Source organism: Frateuria sp. GZRe12 (assembly GCF_051900535.1).
In the GTDB taxonomy this organism is placed as follows: Bacteria; Pseudomonadota; Gammaproteobacteria; order Xanthomonadales; family Rhodanobacteraceae; genus Frateuria_A.
Genome location: NZ_JBHZGI010000003.1, coordinates 173,762 through 191,969 on the forward strand (window position 1 = coordinate 173,762; position 18,208 = coordinate 191,969).

An 18,208-nucleotide genomic window follows, 5' to 3' on the forward strand; every position below is an offset into this window, starting at 1 on the left:
CCATCGCGTGGATGGTGGCCCGGTAACATGGCCGGCTCCGCACCCTCCCGGTCGTTCCCATGCGCCTGAATCCCGCCGCCCGCCTGTTCGCTGCAACCGTGCTTTGCCTTGCCGTCGCGTTGCCTTCGGCGGCGCGCGAACACGCCGGCCCGACCATCGGGCAGCAGCGCGAGGGAGTGCTGTTCTGGAGCCAGGCGCAGCGCGAGGCACGTTTCCCGCGGATGTACGAGATGTTTCCGAGCGACCGTGCCGCGCACGGCTCGCACGTCCACGCCTTGCCGCAAGGGCGGCCGCTGTCCATGGCAGGGAAGAAGACGACCGCCTGGCTTGCCGGTTACATGGAGCGCTACAACATCGCCGGCGTGATGGTGCTGCAGGACGGGCGGGTGCGCCTGCAAAGGTATGCGAAAGGTTTCGGGCCGCAGCATCGCTGGACCTCGTTCTCGGTGGCGAAGTCGGTTACCTCGACCCTGCTCGGCATCGCCCTGCAGCAGGGTGACATCCACGGCATGGACGACACGCTTGGCACCTACATTCCCGAACTGCGCCGCACCGCCTATGCCGACGTGACGGTGCAGCAGCTGCTGACGATGACCTCCGGCGTGCGCTGGAACGAGGATTACGCCGACGCCAAATCGGACGTGGCGCAGATGTACCTTGGCGCGTGCGTCGACGGGCAGGCGCACGTGCTCTCGTACCTGGCGAAGCTCCCGCGGCAATGGCCGGCCGGCACGCACTGGAACTACAACACCGCCGAAACCGACCTGCTCGGCATCCTGGTGCAGCGGGCCACGCACCGGTCGCTGGCCGCCTATCTCGCGCAGACGATCTGGCAGCCCTACGGCATGGCCGACGATGCGTACTGGATCAAGGACGAGTGCGATGGCAGCGATACCGGCGGCAGCGGCCTGTCGGCCACGCTGGCCGATTACGCGCGGCTGGGACAGTTCATGCTCGGCGGCGGCCGCATCGAGGGAAAACCGGTGATCGCCAGCGCGTGGCTGCAGGGCGCCGTGCGCCAGCAGGCCGGCGTCGACGAACCGGATCGCGGTTACGGCTACCTCTGGTGGACGGACGCCGACGGCAGCTACGCGGCAATCGGCATCTTCGGCCAGATGGTCTACGTGGACCCCGCGCGCAAGCTGGTGATCGCCCAGGTCGGCGCGTGGCCGCAAGCCACCAGCAAGGCCCTGGTGGCGGCGCGTCGCGCGTTTGTCGCCGCGATCAAGCACGCCGTGGATGGCGAGCAGGCGCGCGCCGTACCGTGAATCCCTCCGTCCGCATCGGTGCCCTGGTGCCGCTGAGCCGACCCGGCTGGATCGAGGCGGGGCGCCATTTGCTCGCCGGGCTCGAAGGGGCCGTCCACGAGGTCAATGCCGCTGGCGGGATCGGCGGGCGGCCGCTCGAGCTGCTCGTCCGGGATACCGCGGCCGACCCCCAGCGCGCCGCCGCGGCCGTGGATGAGCTGGCTGGCCTGGGCGTGGATGCCCTGGCGGGGGAATACCACAGCGTCGCCGCGCGGTCTGCCGCTGCCAGGGCCGATGCGCTTGGCCTGCCGTTCGTCTGCTCATCGGCGGTGCTCGATGCGCTCACCGATCGTGCGACCGAATGGGTCGCACGCCTCGCTCCACCGCAGTCGCGCGGCTGGCGTGTCTACGCCGACTTCCTCCTGGCGGCGGGACATCGCCGCATCGCCGTGGCTGCCGAACCGAGTGTCTACTGGGCCGCAGGAACCCGCATCCTGCGTGACCATCTTGCACCGCACGGCGCGACGGTGATCGATCTGGACGCGCGCACGCTCGCGCCGGCTGCCGTGGCCGATGCCGTGGTGGAACAGCGTGCGACAGCCGTCCTGCTGTTGACCGGGATCCCCGAGCCGGCGGTACCGATCGTCAGTGCCGTTCGACGCGATGCACGCCTCGCCGGCGTCATGCTGGGCGCGCCGGCCGGGCAACCGGAATTCGCCCCATGGGCGCAATGGCTGGGGGATCAGGGCAGCGCGATCCCGTTCCTGCGCTACCTGCCCGAGCGCCTCGGCCCGCTGGGAGCGCGCGTCGGCCGTGTCCTTCGCGAGCGGTTGGGTGAAGCGCCTTCGTTCGTCGCCTTCGAGGGCTACGACACCGTCGTCGTCCTGGCCGGCGTGCTGGCTGCTCGCGGTGGCGGCAAGCGCCGGATCGGCGAGTGCTGGCCGTGCGTCGCCGTCGAAGGGACCCGCGGGCAGATCCGGTTTTCGCGCACGCCGGGCACCGGCGTCTGGCAATGGGCGGCGGCGCCCATCCAGGTGGTCGAGCGGGATCCGTCCGCACCGGATCGCTTCCGGGTCCTTTACACCGGCACGCAGTCGGGCGACTGACGAGGTTCGCACGCGTTCGTCGGTAGCGATCTCAACCCGTTCTTCCACGTGGATCAGGCCGCCGGAAACCTGGGCGCACGGCCGACCGGATTCGCACAAGCCAGGCAGGGACGAAGCGCTCCTCCGACGATGCGGGATGTCATGCGCGCGTTTGTCACCGGTGCGCACAACAGCGCCCGGCTCGCTTTGCGAAAGTTTTGCCGCGGGTCTCGGTGCGGGCGAGTTCTGCACGATCGTCGCGTTCCTGATCGGCGGTTGTTCGCAGTGCGGTGCCAGGCCGGTCGCCGCGGCAGGCGGGCTCCACATCGCGTCATGCGTGTCGCAATTTCTTGAGGTCCGGTGTTCATCGTTCTGGTCCGTGCGCTTTGCGATCGCAGATGCCAGCGCAAACGCGGCGGCCAATCGCACTGCTTTGGAGAACGCTCATGAAACGTCGAATCGACCCGATCCTGATCGGCCTCATCGGCACGGCACTGCTGGCTGCGGCGCCGGTGGCCGTGGCGGCGGTTACGCAGGCGGAACAGGAAGCAGCCTGGAACTTCATGCATCACCCCGCAGGCCCGCTGGTGCAGGCGGTCCGCGATGCCACCTGGAAATACCGGGACGTCTCGCAGGCCGAAGCGGACGGCTATACCCCGGTGCTCGGCTGCGTCAGCGGCCCGGACATGGGCGCGATGGGCATGCACTATCTCAAGGCCAGCCTGCTCGGCGATGGCATGGTGGATGTGGCGCATCCGGAACTGCTGGTCTACGAGCCGATACGCGGCGGCGGCGCGCGGCTGGTCGCGGTCGAATACCTGGCGCTCGCCGACGTGTGGGACGGCGCGCACGCGGATGGATCACCGCCGTTGCTGATGGGCCAGTTGTTCGACCACACCGACATGCCGAACCGCTTCCGCCTGCCGGCGCATTACAGCCTCCACGTGTGGGCATGGAAGTACAACCCGTTGGGGGTGTTCTCGATGTGGAACCCGCGCGTCTCGTGCGCGGCATTCACGGGCGTCTGAAAGGCCCGCCCGCGGCCGATGGCCGTGCCATGGAGGCGCCCTTGCGGGCGCCTCGGGGAAGTGATGGACCTTGCCCGCACGGCTTGGTGGCGAACATTTCGCGCTACGAGGCGCTCGCCTTCGGGCTTACCAGATGAGGTCGTCAGGCACCGGGAACTGCTGGTAGAAGGCGTCGTCCTCGCCCGCGGAAGCCGCGGGCTCCGCGCGACCGTGGTCGAGCGCAATCAGGTCCGGATCACGGTCGCGGATCCGGTCGGCCGCGGCGCGCGGGACCAGTTCGTAGCCTTCGCCGTAGCGCACGATGACGAGCGCGCCGCTGGCCAGCTGCGCGCGCAGCCGCTGGTCGACCAGCACGCTGGCGATGTGGTCGCCGTCGGTGAAGCGGTAGGTGATGTCGCCGCCGCGTTCGACCTTGTGCACGTCGATCATCTGGCGAGCCTGGGCCCTCTGCTCGGCGGCGCGCGACTGGGCGTTCCGCTCGGCCGCGAGGGCACGGTCGCGCTCGGCGCGCTCGGCCTGCAACCGTTGCGCTTCGAGCTGCTCGGCGGCGGGTGCCGCCGGCGCCTTGCCTTGCCGCTGTTTCGACTGCTCGCGCGCTACCTGGTTGACCTTGGCCTTGTTGACCAGGCCGGCCTTCAGCAGTTGTTCTTGCAGGGGATTGCGCATGGGAAGCGGTGCGGCGTTCGGGGGTGCGGGATTGTACCGCGCGGCATCGAGCCGGAGGCGCCGAGTCCGGTTGCGGTGCACGGCGCAGTGGGCAATGCGTCATTGAGCCAGTGTCAGGAGTGGCGCCGGCCATTTGCCTGCATGATGCGCAGCTCCGGCTCCGTCCAGGAACACCGCATGCCCGCCAACCGCACGGTCGCGCATCCCCCGATTGGCGTGTTGCTGCGCGAGTGGCGCGCGGCGCGCAGGCTCAGCCAGCTAGATCTGGCGCTGGCGGCCGAGGTGTCGACGCGGCACCTGAGCTGCATCGAGACCGGCAAGGCGCGGGCCGGTCGGGAAGCGCTGGCGCGGATGGCGGCGGCGCTGGACATGCCGCTGCGCGAGCGCAACGCGTTGTGGCTCGCGGCAGGTTATGCGCCCGAGTGTCCCGAACACGCGTTGGCGACGCCCGCGCTGGAGCGCATGCGCCAGGCAGTGGAACTGATCCTGGCGCAGCAGGAGCCGTACCCGGCCTTCGTGCTGGACCGGCAGTGGAACGTGTTGATGGCGAACGGCGCCGCCATGCGGGTCAACCGGATGCTGATGGATGGACGGGAGAGCCGCCACGCCAACCTGTTGCATCAGGTGTTCGACCCGGCGGACTTCCGCGGCGTGATCGTCAACTGGGCGGAAGTGGCGGAGAAGTTCCTGCACCACCTGCATGCGCAGATCGCCGCCGCGCCCACCGATCCGCTGCCGCGCCAGATGCTCGACAGCGTGTCGGCCTATCCGGGTGTGCCCACGCTCGGCCGGGTGCATGCGGGCGGACCGCTCGACCCGGTACTCACGCTCGTCTTCCGCCATCGCGAGGGGGAGCTGCGCTTCTTCGAGACGATCACCACGTTCTCGATGCCGCGCGACGTGACGCTGGAGGAGCTGCGGGTCGAGTGCGCGTTTCCCGCCGACGAGTTCACCGCCCGGGTGTGCCGTCGACTGGCGGCGGACGAGGCGCCTCGACCGGCGTCATGACCTCCCAGGTCATTGCCGTGCCAGGGAGTGGCATCGCACGCTGATGCAAGCCCCACTTTTGGAACGACATCATGCGCAAGCGCTCTGGCTTCCCGCTTTCCATCGCTCCCGCCGCCGCGGCCGCAATCCTGCTGGCCTGTGGTCCCGCCCATGGGCAGGCTTCGCCCCAGGCATCGACGCATGCGCGCGAAGCATCCCGGGCCGTCGCACCGACCACGCGAGCGGACCTCGGTCCCGAACTGCAGAGGCTGAACGCGTTGGCGGGGCAGTGGACGGTCAGGCAATCGATGTGGACCGACCCGGCCAAGCCGCCGGCGATCGACGTGGGCGAGGCCACGCTCACGCCGGTGCTGGGCGGGTGGCACCTGCGCCAGGACTTGCGCATCGACTCGCCGGCGGGCGCTTTCCAGGGCCTGGGCTACCTGGGCTACGACCTCGCCACGCACCGTTACGACAGCCTGTGGATGGACGTCAACTTCACCGGGATGATCCTGGCGCATGGGACCTACGATCCGTCGCGGCACACCTACGAGCTGACGGGCGCCATGCCCGATCCGCACCACGCCGGCGCGACCCTCCCGTTGCGCGAAGTCATGCGCGTGCCGGACGCCGATCACTTCACCTACGAGTACTACGAGCACCACGATGGAAGGGAAATGCTGGCCGTGCGGCTGGAGTACACGCGGAACTGAAGGAGATTCGACGCGAAGCGTTTCTTCCATCGAGGGATGGTCAATCCGCGAGGCGCGCAATCACGATGTCGAGCAACGCCCGCAACCGGGCCAGCCGCCGCATGTCACGGTGGTAGCCGATCCAGGTGTCGCGGGTGGGCGGCTCCTCGCCGAGGTCGATGCGCTGCAAGCCGTCGAGCGCATCGCCGAGCGGGCAGGGCAGCACCGCAACGCCAGCGCCGCGCAGGCACATGCGCGCCTGCACGGCACGCGCATTGCTGCGGAAGACAACCCTCGCGCTGGGAAGCATTCGCTGCAGCCAGGCGACGTCCGGCATGTCGCTGAAGGTCGTATCCATCGTGATCAGGCCCACGCCTGCGCCGTCGCCGGCATGGACCGCCGGATGGCTCGCCGATGCGTAGACGCCGTAGGGCATGCGCAGCAACTTGCGCGAGACGATGTCCGGTTCGTCGAAGGGCTGGATGCGGAAGGCCAGGTCGGCCTCGCGGCGCGAGAGGCTGAAGAAGCGCGAGTCGGTGAGCAGCTCGATGACCACGCGCGGGTGGCGTTGGGAAAACTCGGCGAGGACGGGTGCCAGCAGGTACTCGGCGAACCAGTCCGATGACGTGATCCGCAGCATGCCGTCCAGCTGCTTTTCCTGCCCGGTGAGCTGCCGCTGCAGGGCGAGCGCCTCTTCCTCCATGCGCTCGGCATGGGGAAGAACGGCGGCGCCCTCATCGGTCAGCACGAAGCCGCCCCTGGTCCGCTGGAACAGGCGGTGCCCGACCGCGTGTTCCAGGGCCTTCAGCCGACGCCCCATGGTCGGCTGGGTTTGCCCCAATCTGCGCGCGGCGGCACCGAGCGTGCCTTCGCGCGCGATGGCCAGGAAAACGCGCAGGTCGCTCCATTCCATCGCGGTTCTCTTTCGGTCGCAGGCATGACCGGTTGCCATGCAATTATGCATGGCTCGCATGCGCGTATCTGGATTTCCAGACGGATTTGTCGGGCGTAGCTTGGCGCCACCTCATCGATCGCCGAGCCTCCCATGACCACGTCTCCCACCATGCAAGCCGCCGTGCTGGAAAGCCATGGCGCCCCGTTCCGCGTGGCTTCCATCGCCCGTCCCGTGCCGCAAACGGGACAGGTGCTGGTGCGGATCATGGCCAGCGGCATCAATCCGCTGGACTTGAAGATCCGCGCCGGAGCCGCCGAGCATGCACGTCATCCGCTGCCTGCGATCCTGGGCATCGATCTGGCGGGCGTCGTGGCCGCCACCGGGCCGGGCGTTACCGGCTTCCGCGTCGGCGACGAGGTGTACGGCATGACCGGCGGCGTGGGCGGCGTGCAGGGTTCGCTGGCCGAATATGCCGCGGTGGATGCGGACCTGCTCGCCTTGAAGCCGGCGCATTTCAGCATGCGCGAGGCGGCGTCACTGCCGCTGGTGTTCATCACCGCCTGGGAAGGATTGGTCGATCGCGCCCGCGTCAGGGCAGGCCAGACCGTGCTGGTGCAGGGCGGGGCTGGCGGCGTGGGCAGCATGGCCGTCCAGATCGCGCGTGCCTTCGACGCGCAGGTCTTCGCCACCGATGGGCCTGCGCATGCCGACATCGTTCGCCAGCTTGGCGCCACGCCGATCGACTACACGCAGATGCAGGTGGAGGACTATGTAGCTACCCACACCGCGGGGCGCGGTTTCGACGTGGTGTTCGACACGGCCGGCGGCGCGAGCCTGGATGCTTCCTTCAACGCGGTGGCACGGTTCGGCCACGTGGTCAGTTCGCTGGGGTGGGGAACCCACGCGCTGGCGCCGCTCTCGTTCCGGGCGGCGACCTATTCGGGCGTGTTCACCCTGCTGCCGCTGCTGACAGGCGAAGGCAGGGCGCACCACGGCGACATCCTGCGCGAAGCGACCAGCCTCGCCGAGGCAGGGCGGATCAGGCCGCGGCTTGACGCCCGGACGTTCGACCTGGCCACGCTGGACGATGCCTATGCGCTGATCGAGCAGCGGCAGGCGCAGGGCAAGGTCGTGGTCAGCATCGATGGGTGAGGCGTGTTCGCTCAACGCCGGTGCGGCGCGGGTTACTCCGCGCGCGTCGTGGATGCGGTGAGCGAGCGCGGCGCGGGTTAGGCTGATCCGCACCCTCGCGCGAGGTCGTGCGGGCACCAAGACCGACGTGTACGTTGGAAAATAGGCCGGCGGCTGCGCTGTGCTCCCGCGATTACCGCCGTTCCAAGGACATGGCCATGAACGAACCCTCCCCCATCCGCAACGTATCCGACACGGCGCTCTGGGTCACGATCTACCGCGCGATGGAGAGCGAGCGGCCGGACCGGATCTTCGACGATCCCTACGCGCGCAAGCTCGGTGGCGAGCGCGGCGAGGCGATCGTGCGCGCAATGCCCAAGGGAGCGGCGACCGCCTGGCCGATGATCGTGCGTACTGCGGTGATGGATGAGATCGTGCTCCGATGCGTGGCCGAGGGCGCGGCGACCGTACTCAACCTTGCGGCGGGGCTGGACGCGCGGCCCTGGCGCCTGGACCTGCCGGCGTCGCTGCGCTGGCTGCACGTGGACATGCCCGATATGGTCCGCTACTTCCGCGAGCAGATGGAAAATGCGGTGCCGCGTTGCAAGGTCGAGTTCGTCGCCGCCGACCTGCGCGAGGCCGGTGCCCGCCGCGCACTTTTCGAACGCGCCGCAGCGCACGGCCCCGTGCTGGTGATCAGCGAAGGTTTGCTGGTGTATCTCACGCCCGCCGAGGTCGGCGAACTTGCGCACGATCTGCATGAGCTTGCGCGTGCGCGGTGGTGGCTGATGGACATCGGTTCTCCGCGCTTGCGCAAATTCATCGAACGCAGTCGCTGGACGAGCCGGCTGCAGCAGGCGCCGATGCACTTCTTTCCCGAAGAAGGCACGGCGTTCTTCGCGCCCTACGGCTGGCGCGAGGCCCTGTTTCGATCGATTTGGGACGAGTCGTTCCGGCTCAAGCGCACTATGCGCGGCGCGTGGTTCTTCAAACTGCTGTCCAGGCTGCAACCGGCGGCGCAGGTGGAGGCGGGCCGGCGCATGTCCGGGATTGCATTGATGGAGTGCCGCTGACGCGCAGCGGCATGGCGCGCCACGCCCGGTGAAGGGGCGTAGCGCGCTTCATTCAATGCTTCAAAGCCCGTTCGACGTCGTCGGCCATGACGCCCACCCGTTCCACGGCGGCACGCAACTCATCTTCGCTGACGCCCCACTTGTCGGCCCAGTAGCGGGCTTCGTAGTCCTCGTTCACGTTGACGCGGGTGCGGTCGGCGGGCCCGCGGTTGTTCCGGTTGTCGCTCATGACTGGCTCCCGATAGGCTGTCCTGCGGCGGGTTGTGGCACCGCCGTGGTGAAAGGGCGGTGGAACCCGGGTGGTCGCCTGTTCCTCGCGTTCATGCGGACGGGCGCCGGCGTCCGGAGCGACGGGATTGCGGCTTCATCCGCCGCCGAACACGCAGGACTAAGCTGCCGGAACCGCGGCGTACACCGCTTCCCGGAGGCGTGTCATGGCAAAGCAATCCATTCGTTGGGCAACGGCGTTCGTGTTTGCGGTCGCCTTGCCACTGGCGGCTCATTCGCATCCGGGCATGGCGGCGACGAAAGAGGTCAAGACGGCCGCCGCTCACGCGGGCATGGCCATGGGCGCGGCGGACCTGAAGATGGCGCAGGCCCACCTGCAGCACGTCGTCAATTGCCTGGTCGGGCCCTCCGGCGACGGCTACGATGCGCAGGCCGAAAATCCATGCAAGGGAATGGGGCAGGGCGCGATCGTCGATGCCAAGGGCGATGCCGCGCGGGTGTCGCGATTGCAGGCGGCGGCGATGGAGGCCAGGCAGGGAATGAACGCAAGCTCGGTGGACGAAGTCCACGCGAGCGCGCAAAAGGTCATGACCAGCCTGCAGGCGGACCAGGGGCCCTCGGCCTGATTCCTCCGTCGACCCGGCGCGGGCCGGTCGTGATCCGGGCACGCTGTCGTTGTCCCGGCATGCGGCGCGTCCCGCGCGGCTGGCGGCTGCGTCAACGGCGCTGGCCGCACGCAACTGCGCGCCGGTTTTGGTGTGCATGCCGAGCTGAGCGCGTTTCCTGGACGACGCGCGAACGAGATCGAGGGCGTTGCCCCGGATGTGGCGGTTCCGATGAAGGGGCCGCCGCGGGCGGGCGCACGCGCTGGCTGTTTCAGCGATTGCCCTTGGCCTCGAGCATCGCCTTGAGGTCGGCGAACGGATTGCCGGTGGCAGGGGCCTGCTCGACAGGCTCGTAGCCGGCACCGCGTACGTGATCGATGTGGCGGGAGTGCTCGTTGTCGTGGCAGTACACGCAAAGGAGCTCCCAGTTGCTGCCATCGGGCGGATTGAAATCGTGGTCGTGGTTGCGGTGATGCACCGTCAGCTCGCGCAAATTGGCGCGGGTGAACTCGCGCCCGCAGCGGCCGCACACCCACGGATACATCTTCAGCGCACGCTCGCGGTAGCCCAGCTCGCGCTGTTTGGCGGCGCGACGTGCCTCGGCCACGATGCGGTCAAGTTTGGCGGAGTCGGGCGTGCGTTGGCTCATGGCGGATTCCGTGGCGGTTCGGCTGGCATTATCGCGCGTGTGCGGGTATTGGCCGCCGCGTCATCGTCGATCGGCTCGCGAACTGCGGCAGCGCGAGCACGCGGTCGGGCGGCAACCGGGGAGGTCGGGTCCGGGCGCTTGCTGGAGGAGCGGTTGCCGGCTGAGCCACAATGGCGCGTTCCTCATAAGGACCTCAGCATGACCTACCTCTGGATCAAGTCCTTCCATCTGCTTTTCGTCATCGCCTGGATGGCAACGGTTTTCTATCTGCCGCGCATCCTCGTCAACCTCGCCGAGGCCGGCGAGGATGCGGCCGTGCGGGGGCGGCTGCTGCTGATGGGACGGCGGTTGTACAAGTTCGGCCACAACATGTTCGGCATTGCGTTCCTGTTCGGCCTGGTGCTGTGGCAGGGTTGGCGGCTGTTTCCCGCGACCTTGCCGAACGTGGCGGCGGGCATGCACTGGATCGATGCCAAGCTCGGACTGGTGGCCCTGTTGCTGGCCTATTTCGTGGTCGTGGGACGGATGTTGAAGCACTGCGGGAAGGGCGGTGCGTTGCCTTCGCCGGTCGCGCTGCGCTGGCTCAACGAGCTGCCGGTCCTGCTGTTGCTGGGAGTGATTTTCCTGGTGCTGGCCAAGCCCTTCTGATTCGAACCGGCACCCGTCGCCCCGCTGTAGCTGCCGAGCGCGGTGTCACGCGCGGCCACGACTTTTTTCGACCGTGGGTTTACGTTCATTGATGTCTAATCGGCAACCGGTGCATTGGTAGTCGGATGCACCATTTCGGTTCCGGCTAGTCCGATACCGCTAGCGCCCGGCGTGTTGTGGCAGCGCGGGCGTTTCCGGTATTTCGGGTCTCCAAGTCTCGCTTGGCTGCTTAACCTCGCGTGCATCGCGAGGTGCGTTCCCATGCCACAAAAAAACCGGAGACGCTGTCACGGCGGCTCCCGACGGCTTTGCCATTCGTGTCCGGCCGTGCGTTGAGGGGCTGGGCCTTGGTTTCGAGGAAACGCCAAGGTGTCATTGGGGGCGGGGGTAAGGCTGATCCGCGACGCTTGCGCCGCATGCCGGTTCCGCCGTTACGGCGCCGGTTCTCCCGGGATCGATCCCATGAACATCTTCCAGCCAGACACCTTCGAGGATTTGAACCAGGCCCGCCGTCTACGCGCGCGGCATGCGGTACTCGCCGCTGCGGCGCCGGCCGCGTTGGCGATCCTGGAAGTCTTCCATCCCCATCCAGGCCACCATCTGCTTGAGATGGACGTCCATACCTGGCTGATCGTCCATTACATCCAGGTGCCGCTGTTTGCCCTGGCCGCGTTTTCGGTGGCAACCCTGGTGGATGCACAGACCAGTGTTCCGGCCAAGCTCTGCCGGTCGGCGCTGTTCGTGTTCGCACTGTGCTTCGTGGTTTTCGATACCGCGGCAGGGCTGGTAGTGGGCAGTCTGGTGGAGGCAGCCCATGCCTCCGGACGGCCGGGTGCCTGGCAGGCACCCATCGATGTGGTCTGGACGCATCCGATATTCGGGGGGACCAACCATCCCCTGCTGGCACTGATCGGGCGACTGTCGTTGTCCGTCGGCACGGTGTCGGCCGCCTTGTCGCTGTACCGGGCCGGCCGCGCCTGGCAGCCGGCACTCTTGCTGGCGCTGTCCGGTTGCGTGATGTACGTGTTTCCCGGTCACTCCTGGCCGGGTGGACCGCTGACCTTCGGCGCCATGGCGGTGGCCATTGGCTGGCTGCACTGGGCGCGGCCCCGCATGACGCTGGAGCAGTGGGGGCTTCCGGGCATGCGCAGCAACAGGCCTCGGCAGCCAAACCCGCGTTTGCGGCGCAGCGCGGGTCAGCGCCCGTGATAGTCGCGATACCACTTCACGAAGCGGGCGACGCCATCCTCGATCGAGGTATCCGGCGCATAGCCGACGTCGCGGCGCAGGGCGGAGACATCGGCCCAGGTGTCGGGGACATCGCCTGGCTGCATGGGCAAGAGGTTCTTCCCGACGGTGGTGCCGAGGTTCTGTTCCAGCAGCTCGATGAAGCGCAGCAACTGCACGGGCTGGTCGTTGCCGATGTTGTACACGCGGTAGGGCGCGCTGGACGTGCCGGGATTGGGCTGTTCGGGATCGTAGGACGGGTCAGGCTGGGCCGGGTGGTCGAGCGTGCGGATCACGCCTTCGACGATGTCGTCGATGTAGGTGAAGTCGCGGCTGTGGTTGCCGAAGTTGAAGACGTCGATCGGCTCGCCGCGGCTGATGCGGTCGGCGAACAGCATCGGTGACATGTCCGGCCGGCCCCAGGGGCCGTACACGGTGAAGAAGCGCAGCCCGGTGGTCGGCAGGCCGTAGAGATGGCTGTAACTGTGCGCCATCAGTTCGTTGGCCTTCTTGCTGGCGGCATACAGGCTGACCGGATGATCGACGGCATCTTCCACCGCGAAGGGCATCTTGCGGTTGGCACCGTAGACGGAGCTGGACGAGGCGTAGACCAGGTGCCCGACCTTGCCGTGGCGGCAGCCCTCCAGAATGTTGAGAAAACCATCCAGGTTGCTGCGGACGTACGCGCGCGGATTCTTCAGGGAGTAACGCACGCCGGCCTGGGCGGCCAGGTTCACCACGCGTTGCGGCTGGAACGTCGCGAAGGTGCGGTCGACCGCTTCGGCATCGGCCAGGTCCGCGCGCAGATGCGTGTACGCGCGGTGGTCGGCGAACTGCGCCAGGCGCGCTTCCTTCAACGACGGGTCGTAGTAGTCGTTGTGGTTGTCGATGCCGAACACTTCATCGCCGCGCGCGAGCAGGCGCTGGGCGAGTGCGGAGCCGATGAAGCCGGCGGTGCCGGTGACGAGGATGCGCATCCGTTACGGTTCCTGTTTAGGACGGGGCATTCTAGCGGGCTGGGGCGTGAGGGACGGGCGCAAGTGCGTGATGCCATCCGCGGGAGCGTCCAGGGGACACGGCCACGCGGGAGGTTCATATGTGGGTGCACGGGGCGGTCGCGAACAAGGCCGCTCCTGCAGGGGATTCTCGGATAGACTACGAGCCTGACTGGTTCAAGGTGGCCCGCGCGTAAGCGCCGGTCGAGCGTGCGACATGGCAACTACCGCTTTTCATCGCTGACCTCCCGACGCCTTTGTTCCGTTGCACCAAAGGGCGTTTCGCCCTTTTTTGATTTTCCGGGGTTCCATCCATGATCGAAGTGACTCTCCCGGACGGCAGCAAGAAGCCGTTCGACCATCCCGTGACCGTCCAGGACGTGGCTGCCTCCATCGGCGCCGGCCTGGCCAAGGCGACGCTCGCCGGCAAGGTTGACGGCAAGCTGGTGGACGCCAGCTTCCCGATCGACCATGACGCCCACGTGGAGATCGTTACCGAGAAGAGTCCCGAGGCGCTGGAGATCCTGCGCCATTCGACCGCGCACCTGCTGGCGCAGGCCGTGCAGCGCCTGTATCCGGGCGCGCAGGTCACCATCGGCCCGGTCATCGAGAACGGCTTCTACTACGACTTCGCCTACGAGCGTCCCTTCACCCCCGAGGATCTGGTGAAGATCGAGGCGGAGATGGAGAAGATCGTCAACGAGGCGCTGCCGGTCTCGCGCTCGGTGAAGTCGCGCGACGAGGCGGTGAAGTTTTTCCGCGACCTGGGCGAGGTCTACAAGGCCGAGATCATCGAGTCGATCCCGGCCAATGAAGAACTCTCGCTCTACACCCAGGGCGACTTCACCGACCTGTGCCGCGGCCCGCACGTGCCCAATACGGCCAAGCTGCGTTCCTTCAAGCTGATGAAGGTCGCCGGCGCCTATTGGCGTGGCGACAGCAACAACGCGATGCTGACCCGCGTCTACGGTACCGCCTGGCTCAACGACAAGGACCTCAAGGCCTGGCTGCATCAGCTGGAGGAGGCCGAGAAGCGCGACCACCGCAAGATCGGCAAGACGCTGGACCTGTTCCACCAGCAGGAAGAAAGCCCCGGCATGGTGTTCTGGCACCCCAACGGGTGGGCGATCTGGCAGCAGGTGGAGCAGTACATGCGCCGCGTCTACCGCAAGAGCGGCTACCAGGAAGTGCGGTGCCCGCAGGTGCTGGACGTGTCGCTGTGGAAGAAGTCCGGGCACTGGGACAACTACGCGGAGAACATGTTCTTCACCGAGTCGGAGAAGCACACCTACGCGCTCAAGCCCATGAACTGCCCGGGCCACGTGCAGATCTTCAACACCGGCCTGCACAGCTACCGCGAGCTGCCGATCCGCTACGGCGAGTTCGGCGGCTGTCACCGCAACGAGCCCTCCGGCGCGCTGCACGGGATCATGCGCGTGCGCGCCTTCACCCAGGACGACGGCCATATCTTCTGCACGCCCGAGCAGATCGAGCCTGAGGTCACCGCCTTCCACCAGCAGGCCATGCAGGTGTACGGCGACTTCGGCTTCCAGGACATCGCGCTGAAAATCGCGCTGCGTCCGGACAAGCGCATCGGATCGGACGAAGTGTGGGACCGCGCCGAGGACGCGCTGCGCAAGGCGCTTTCGGCCGCCGGCGTGAAGTGGGAGGAGCTGCCCGGCGAAGGCGCCTTCTACGGCCCGAAGATCGAGTACCACATGAAGGATTCGATCGGCCGCGCCTGGCAGGTCGGCACCATGCAGGTCGACTTCATGATGCCCGAGCGCCTGGGCGCCGAGTATGTGGATGAGGCCTCGCAGAAGCGCCACCCGGTGATGCTGCATCGCGCCATCGTGGGCTCGATGGAGCGTTTCATCGGCATCCTGATCGAGCACCACGCCGGCAACCTTCCGGCCTGGCTGGCGCCGGTGCAGGCGGCGGTGTTTTCCATCACCGACGCCCAGGCCGGTTATGTCCGCGAGGTGACGCAAGCCCTTGTCGAGAAAGGCTTCCGCGTCCAGGCCGATTTGCGCAATGAAAAGGTCGGCTATAAAATCCGCGAGCATACGTTGCAGAAGGTCCCTTATCTCCTCGTGGTCGGTGACCGCGAGAAGGAAGCGGGGGCCGTTTCCGTGCGTACCCGTTCGGGCGAGGATCTGGGCAGCATGCCGCTGGCCGACTTCGTCGAACGACTTCAGGCCGAAACGCGGCGTTGATGTTCCGCGTGGCCTAATCCAATAACTCTTCTGGAGGATAGTGGTATCGCTACCACCGACAACAAGGGCAACCGCCGTAACCTGGAAATCCGTGTGCCGCGCGTGCGCGTGATCGGCGCCGACTCGGAGCAGCTGGGCATCCTGACCCGCGACGAGGCGCTGGCCATGGCGCAGGAAGCGGGCATGGATCTGGTCGAGATCCAGCCCAATGGCGACCCTCCGGTCTGCCGCATCATGGATTACGGCAAGTTCAAGTTCGAAGCCCAGAAGAAGGCCCAGGCCGCCAAGAAGAAGCAGAAGCAGGTCGAGATCAAGGAAGTGAAGTTCCGCCCGGTGACGGACGTGGGCGACTACCAGATCAAGCTGCGCAATATGCTTCGCTTCCTGGAAGAGGGCGACAAGGTCAAGGTTACGATCCGCTTCCGCGGCCGCGAGATGTCCCACCAGGACCTCGGCCAGAACCTGGCCAAGAAGATCCAGGAGGACGTCGGCGACAACGGCCAGGTGGAATCCTTCCCGAGGCTGGAAGGGCGCCAGATGGTCATGATGATCGGACCGAAGAAAAAGCAGTAAGGGAAAAGGCGGCCCAATGGCCGCCTTTTTTTTGCGCTCACCTCGACTCCGGCATCCCCCCGGCGAAGAGAAGGGGTGGTTAAGCCTCGAAGCGCACCAGCACCGCGTCGGCTTCCACGAACTCGCCCTGCGTCGCGCTGACGCTCTCGATGGTGCCGGCACGCGGCGCCTTCAGCGCCAGCTCCATCTTCATCGCCTCCATCACCAGCAGCTCCTGGCCTTCCTCGACGCTGTCGCCGGGCTGGGCCTTGACCAGCACGATGCGGCCGGGCATCGGGGCGACGATCTGGTTGCCTCCGGCGCTTTCGGTCGACGCCCAGGCGAAGGCAGGGGCGCGCACGAAGCGGTAGCGCCGGCCGATGGCGTCGTGCAGCAAAACGCGGCTGTCGTCGACCAGCGCACCCAGGCGCTGGGCCTCGCCGTCGAAGCGGGCGCTCAGTGCATCTGGTTCCAGGCGTGCGCCGTGGACGTCGCAGGCGGCCTCGTCGTGCTCCAACCGGTAGTCGCCATCGTGACCGTGGGCCGCGATTTCGTAACGCTGCTCATCGAGCGACAGCGCCACCACGCGCTTGCCGGCGTGGCCGATGCGCCAGGCATCGGCGCTGGCCCAGGGCGAATGCGGGTCGGCCGCGTTGGCCGATACGCTGCGTTCTTCCTGCAGCAGTGCCGCGGTTGCGGCTGCGAAGAGCACCCGGTTGGATGGCGGCGTTTCGCCCTGGAGGAACTCGTCCAGATGGCGGTCGAGGTAGCCGGTGTCTATGCGTCCCTCGACCACCGACGGGTGTCGCGCCAGCCGCTCGAGGAAGGCGATGTTGGATTTCGGACCCACGATCTCGCAATGGGCCAGCGCCTGGCGCAGCCGCTCCAGCGCCTGCGGGCGGTCGACATCCCGGACGATCAGCTTGGCGATCATGGGGTCGTAGAAGATGGTGACGGTGTCGCCCTCGACCACGCCGCCATCGATGCGCACGTGCTTCGAATGCAAGGGCAGGCGAAGCCGCAGCAGCTTGCCGGAGCCGGGCAGGAAGTTCTGCTCCGGATCCTCGGCGTACAGGCGTACCTCGATCGCGTGGCCGTGCGCCTCGACCTGATCCTGCTTCAGCGGCAGCGGCTGGCCGGCGGCGACGCGCAGCTGCCATTCGACCAGGTCCAGGCCGATCGTCTCCTCGGTGACCGGGTGTTCGACCTGCAGGCGCGTGTTCATTTCCATGAAGAAGAACTCGCCATCCGTGCCGACGATGAACTCCACCGTGCCGGCGCCGACGTAGTCGACCGCCTTCGCAGAGGCTACCGCCGCCTCGCCCATGGCGCGACGGCGCTCCGGAGTGAGGAAGGGTGAGGGCGTTTCTTCCAGGACCTTCTGGTAGCGGCGCTGGGAGGAACACTCGCGCTCGTTCAGGTGGATCACGTTGCCGTGGGTGTCGCCGAATACCTGGAACTCGATGTGGCGCGGGTGCTCGACGTAGCGCTCCAGGATGACGCGCGTGTCGCCGAAGGCGTTGGCAGCCTCGCGCTGGGCCGAGGCCAATGCATCGGCGAAGTCGCCCTCGCCGCGCACGATGCGCATGCCCTTGCCGCCGCCACCGGCGGCGGCCTTGATCATCAGCGGGAAGCCGGTGTTGCGCGCCTGCTCGGCGAGGAAGGCGGGGTCCTGGTTATCGCCGTGGTAGCCGGGCACCAGCGGCACGGCGTGCTTCTCCATCAAGGCCTTGGCGGCGGCCTTGGAACCCATCGCGTCGATGCTCTCGGGCTTGGGGCCGATGAAGACGATGCCCGCCTCGACGCAGGCGCGGGCGAAGCCGGTGTTCTCCGACAGGAAGCCGTAGCCCGGGTGGATTGCCTGCGCGCCGGTATTCCTGGCCACCTCCAGGATGGCATCGCCCCGCAGGTAGGAGTCGGCCGGGCGCGGGCCGCCGATCGGCCAGGCCTCGTCGGCCAGCCGCACGTGCTGCGCGTCCTTGTCGGCTTCCGAATACACCGCGATGGTGTGGATGCCGAGGCGCCGGCAGGTGCGGATCACGCGGCAGGCGATCTCGCCGCGGTTGGCAATCAATACGCGCTCGAACATGCAGGGTCGGTCCCGAGTCGATGCAAAGCCCGCGAAATTAACAGATAAGGCGTGTGTAGCCGATGCGCAGCGCAGCACGAGGCGGGTCGGTGAGGACTATCATTGCCGGTCGCCGTACCCGTTTCCCTGTAGGAATGCAGCTGTGCGCGACCGGGATGCATGGCGGACGCGCACGGGTGCGCTCCCACAAGAGCC

18 protein-coding genes are annotated in these 18,208 nt (G+C 67.4%); 12 read left to right on the forward strand and 6 right to left on the reverse strand.

What is annotated here, in order from left to right; genetic code table 11:
- The first annotated feature begins 59 nt into the window (after nt 1–59).
- From ACFWZ4_RS09340 to ACFWZ4_RS09350, 3 genes are all read left to right on the forward strand, one after another.
- Nucleotides 60–1,268 (forward strand): serine hydrolase domain-containing protein, encoded by a 1,209-nt coding sequence (locus ACFWZ4_RS09340; RefSeq protein ID WP_439704416.1) that lies wholly within the window; start codon nt 60–62, stop codon nt 1,266–1,268.
- The gene (locus ACFWZ4_RS09345; RefSeq protein WP_439704417.1) at nt 1,265–2,353 is read left to right on the forward strand and encodes an ABC transporter substrate-binding protein; all 1,089 of its coding nucleotides are present in this window, start codon (nt 1,265–1,267) and stop codon (nt 2,351–2,353) included. The genes ACFWZ4_RS09340 and ACFWZ4_RS09345 overlap by 4 nt, the downstream gene beginning before the upstream one ends.
- 425 nt (nt 2,354–2,778) lie before the next feature.
- The gene (locus ACFWZ4_RS09350) at nt 2,779–3,360 is read left to right on the forward strand and encodes a hypothetical protein (RefSeq protein WP_439704418.1); all 582 of its coding nucleotides are present in this window, start codon (nt 2,779–2,781) and stop codon (nt 3,358–3,360) included.
- A gap of 126 nt (nt 3,361–3,486) precedes the next feature.
- Here ACFWZ4_RS09350 and ACFWZ4_RS09355 read toward each other — a convergent pair whose 3' ends face one another.
- Nucleotides 3,487–4,026, reverse strand: a complete 540-nt coding sequence (locus ACFWZ4_RS09355; RefSeq protein WP_439704419.1) for a DUF2058 domain-containing protein — start codon at nt 4,024–4,026, stop codon at nt 3,487–3,489.
- Nucleotides 4,027–4,203: 177 nt separating this feature from the next.
- On the opposite strand from ACFWZ4_RS09355, the gene ACFWZ4_RS09360 reads away from it, so the two are divergent.
- Nucleotides 4,204–5,034 carry a helix-turn-helix domain-containing protein gene (locus ACFWZ4_RS09360; protein WP_439704420.1) on the forward strand — a complete coding sequence of 277 codons (831 nt, stop codon included), beginning with the start codon at nt 4,204–4,206 and terminating at the stop codon, nt 5,032–5,034.
- A 71-nt stretch (nt 5,035–5,105) separates the two neighbouring features.
- Nucleotides 5,106–5,726 (forward strand): DUF1579 family protein, encoded by a 621-nt coding sequence (locus ACFWZ4_RS09365; RefSeq protein ID WP_439704421.1) that lies wholly within the window; start codon nt 5,106–5,108, stop codon nt 5,724–5,726.
- A gap of 40 nt (nt 5,727–5,766) precedes the next feature.
- Here ACFWZ4_RS09365 and ACFWZ4_RS09370 read toward each other — a convergent pair whose 3' ends face one another.
- The gene (locus tag ACFWZ4_RS09370; RefSeq protein ID WP_439704422.1) at nt 5,767–6,618 is read right to left on the reverse strand and encodes a LysR family transcriptional regulator; all 852 of its coding nucleotides are present in this window, start codon (nt 6,616–6,618) and stop codon (nt 5,767–5,769) included.
- 132 nt (nt 6,619–6,750) lie between these two features.
- Between ACFWZ4_RS09370 and ACFWZ4_RS09375 the strand changes: the two genes are divergently transcribed.
- Together ACFWZ4_RS09375 and ACFWZ4_RS09380 are read left to right on the forward strand one after the other, a co-directional pair.
- Nucleotides 6,751–7,752 carry a zinc-dependent alcohol dehydrogenase family protein gene (locus tag ACFWZ4_RS09375; RefSeq protein WP_439704423.1) on the forward strand — a complete coding sequence of 334 codons (1,002 nt, stop codon included), beginning with the start codon at nt 6,751–6,753 and terminating at the stop codon, nt 7,750–7,752.
- Between the two features lie 197 nt (nt 7,753–7,949).
- Entirely contained in the window at nt 7,950–8,804 is an 855-nt protein-coding gene (locus ACFWZ4_RS09380) for a class I SAM-dependent methyltransferase (protein ID WP_439704424.1), read from the forward strand.
- Between the two features lie 52 nt (nt 8,805–8,856).
- Here ACFWZ4_RS09380 and ACFWZ4_RS09385 read toward each other — a convergent pair whose 3' ends face one another.
- On the reverse strand, nt 8,857–9,033 hold the full coding sequence (locus ACFWZ4_RS09385) for a DUF3606 domain-containing protein (RefSeq protein ID WP_439704425.1): 177 nt from the start codon (nt 9,031–9,033) through the stop codon (nt 8,857–8,859).
- A gap of 205 nt (nt 9,034–9,238) precedes the next feature.
- Here ACFWZ4_RS09385 and ACFWZ4_RS09390 point away from each other — a divergent pair, with 205 nt between their 5' ends.
- Nucleotides 9,239–9,658, forward strand: coding sequence for a hypothetical protein (locus ACFWZ4_RS09390; protein WP_439704426.1), 420 nt, complete (start codon nt 9,239–9,241; stop codon nt 9,656–9,658).
- A gap of 250 nt (nt 9,659–9,908) precedes the next feature.
- Here ACFWZ4_RS09390 and ACFWZ4_RS09395 read toward each other — a convergent pair whose 3' ends face one another.
- A complete protein-coding gene (locus ACFWZ4_RS09395; protein ID WP_439704427.1) occupies nt 9,909–10,286 on the reverse strand; it encodes a YajD family HNH nuclease in 378 nt (125 codons plus the stop codon).
- 198 nt (nt 10,287–10,484) lie between these two features.
- On the opposite strand from ACFWZ4_RS09395, the gene ACFWZ4_RS09400 reads away from it, so the two are divergent.
- Nucleotides 10,485–10,934 (forward strand): CopD family protein, encoded by a 450-nt coding sequence (locus ACFWZ4_RS09400; protein ID WP_439704428.1) that lies wholly within the window; start codon nt 10,485–10,487, stop codon nt 10,932–10,934.
- A gap of 462 nt (nt 10,935–11,396) precedes the next feature.
- Nucleotides 11,397–12,143, forward strand: coding sequence for a hypothetical protein (locus tag ACFWZ4_RS09405; protein ID WP_439704429.1), 747 nt, complete (start codon nt 11,397–11,399; stop codon nt 12,141–12,143).
- Here ACFWZ4_RS09405 and ACFWZ4_RS09410 read toward each other — a convergent pair.
- Nucleotides 12,131–13,138 carry an NAD-dependent epimerase gene (locus ACFWZ4_RS09410; RefSeq protein WP_439704430.1) on the reverse strand — a complete coding sequence of 336 codons (1,008 nt, stop codon included), beginning with the start codon at nt 13,136–13,138 and terminating at the stop codon, nt 12,131–12,133. The two genes, ACFWZ4_RS09405 and ACFWZ4_RS09410, sit on opposite strands and share 13 nt — an antisense overlap.
- 332 nt (nt 13,139–13,470) lie before the next feature.
- Here ACFWZ4_RS09410 and thrS point away from each other — a divergent pair, with 332 nt between their 5' ends.
- Together thrS and infC are read left to right on the forward strand one after the other, a co-directional pair.
- Entirely contained in the window at nt 13,471–15,372 is a 1,902-nt protein-coding gene (gene thrS, locus ACFWZ4_RS09415; RefSeq protein WP_439704431.1) for a threonine--tRNA ligase, read from the forward strand.
- 45 nt (nt 15,373–15,417) lie between these two features.
- Nucleotides 15,418–15,945 (forward strand): translation initiation factor IF-3, encoded by a 528-nt coding sequence (gene infC, locus ACFWZ4_RS09420; protein WP_439704608.1) that lies wholly within the window; start codon nt 15,418–15,420, stop codon nt 15,943–15,945.
- A gap of 79 nt (nt 15,946–16,024) precedes the next feature.
- Here the strand turns inward: infC and ACFWZ4_RS09425 are convergent, their stop codons facing one another.
- Entirely contained in the window at nt 16,025–18,013 is a 1,989-nt protein-coding gene (locus tag ACFWZ4_RS09425) for an acetyl/propionyl/methylcrotonyl-CoA carboxylase subunit alpha (RefSeq protein WP_439704432.1), read from the reverse strand.
- Nucleotides 18,014–18,208: the final 195 nt, after the last annotated feature.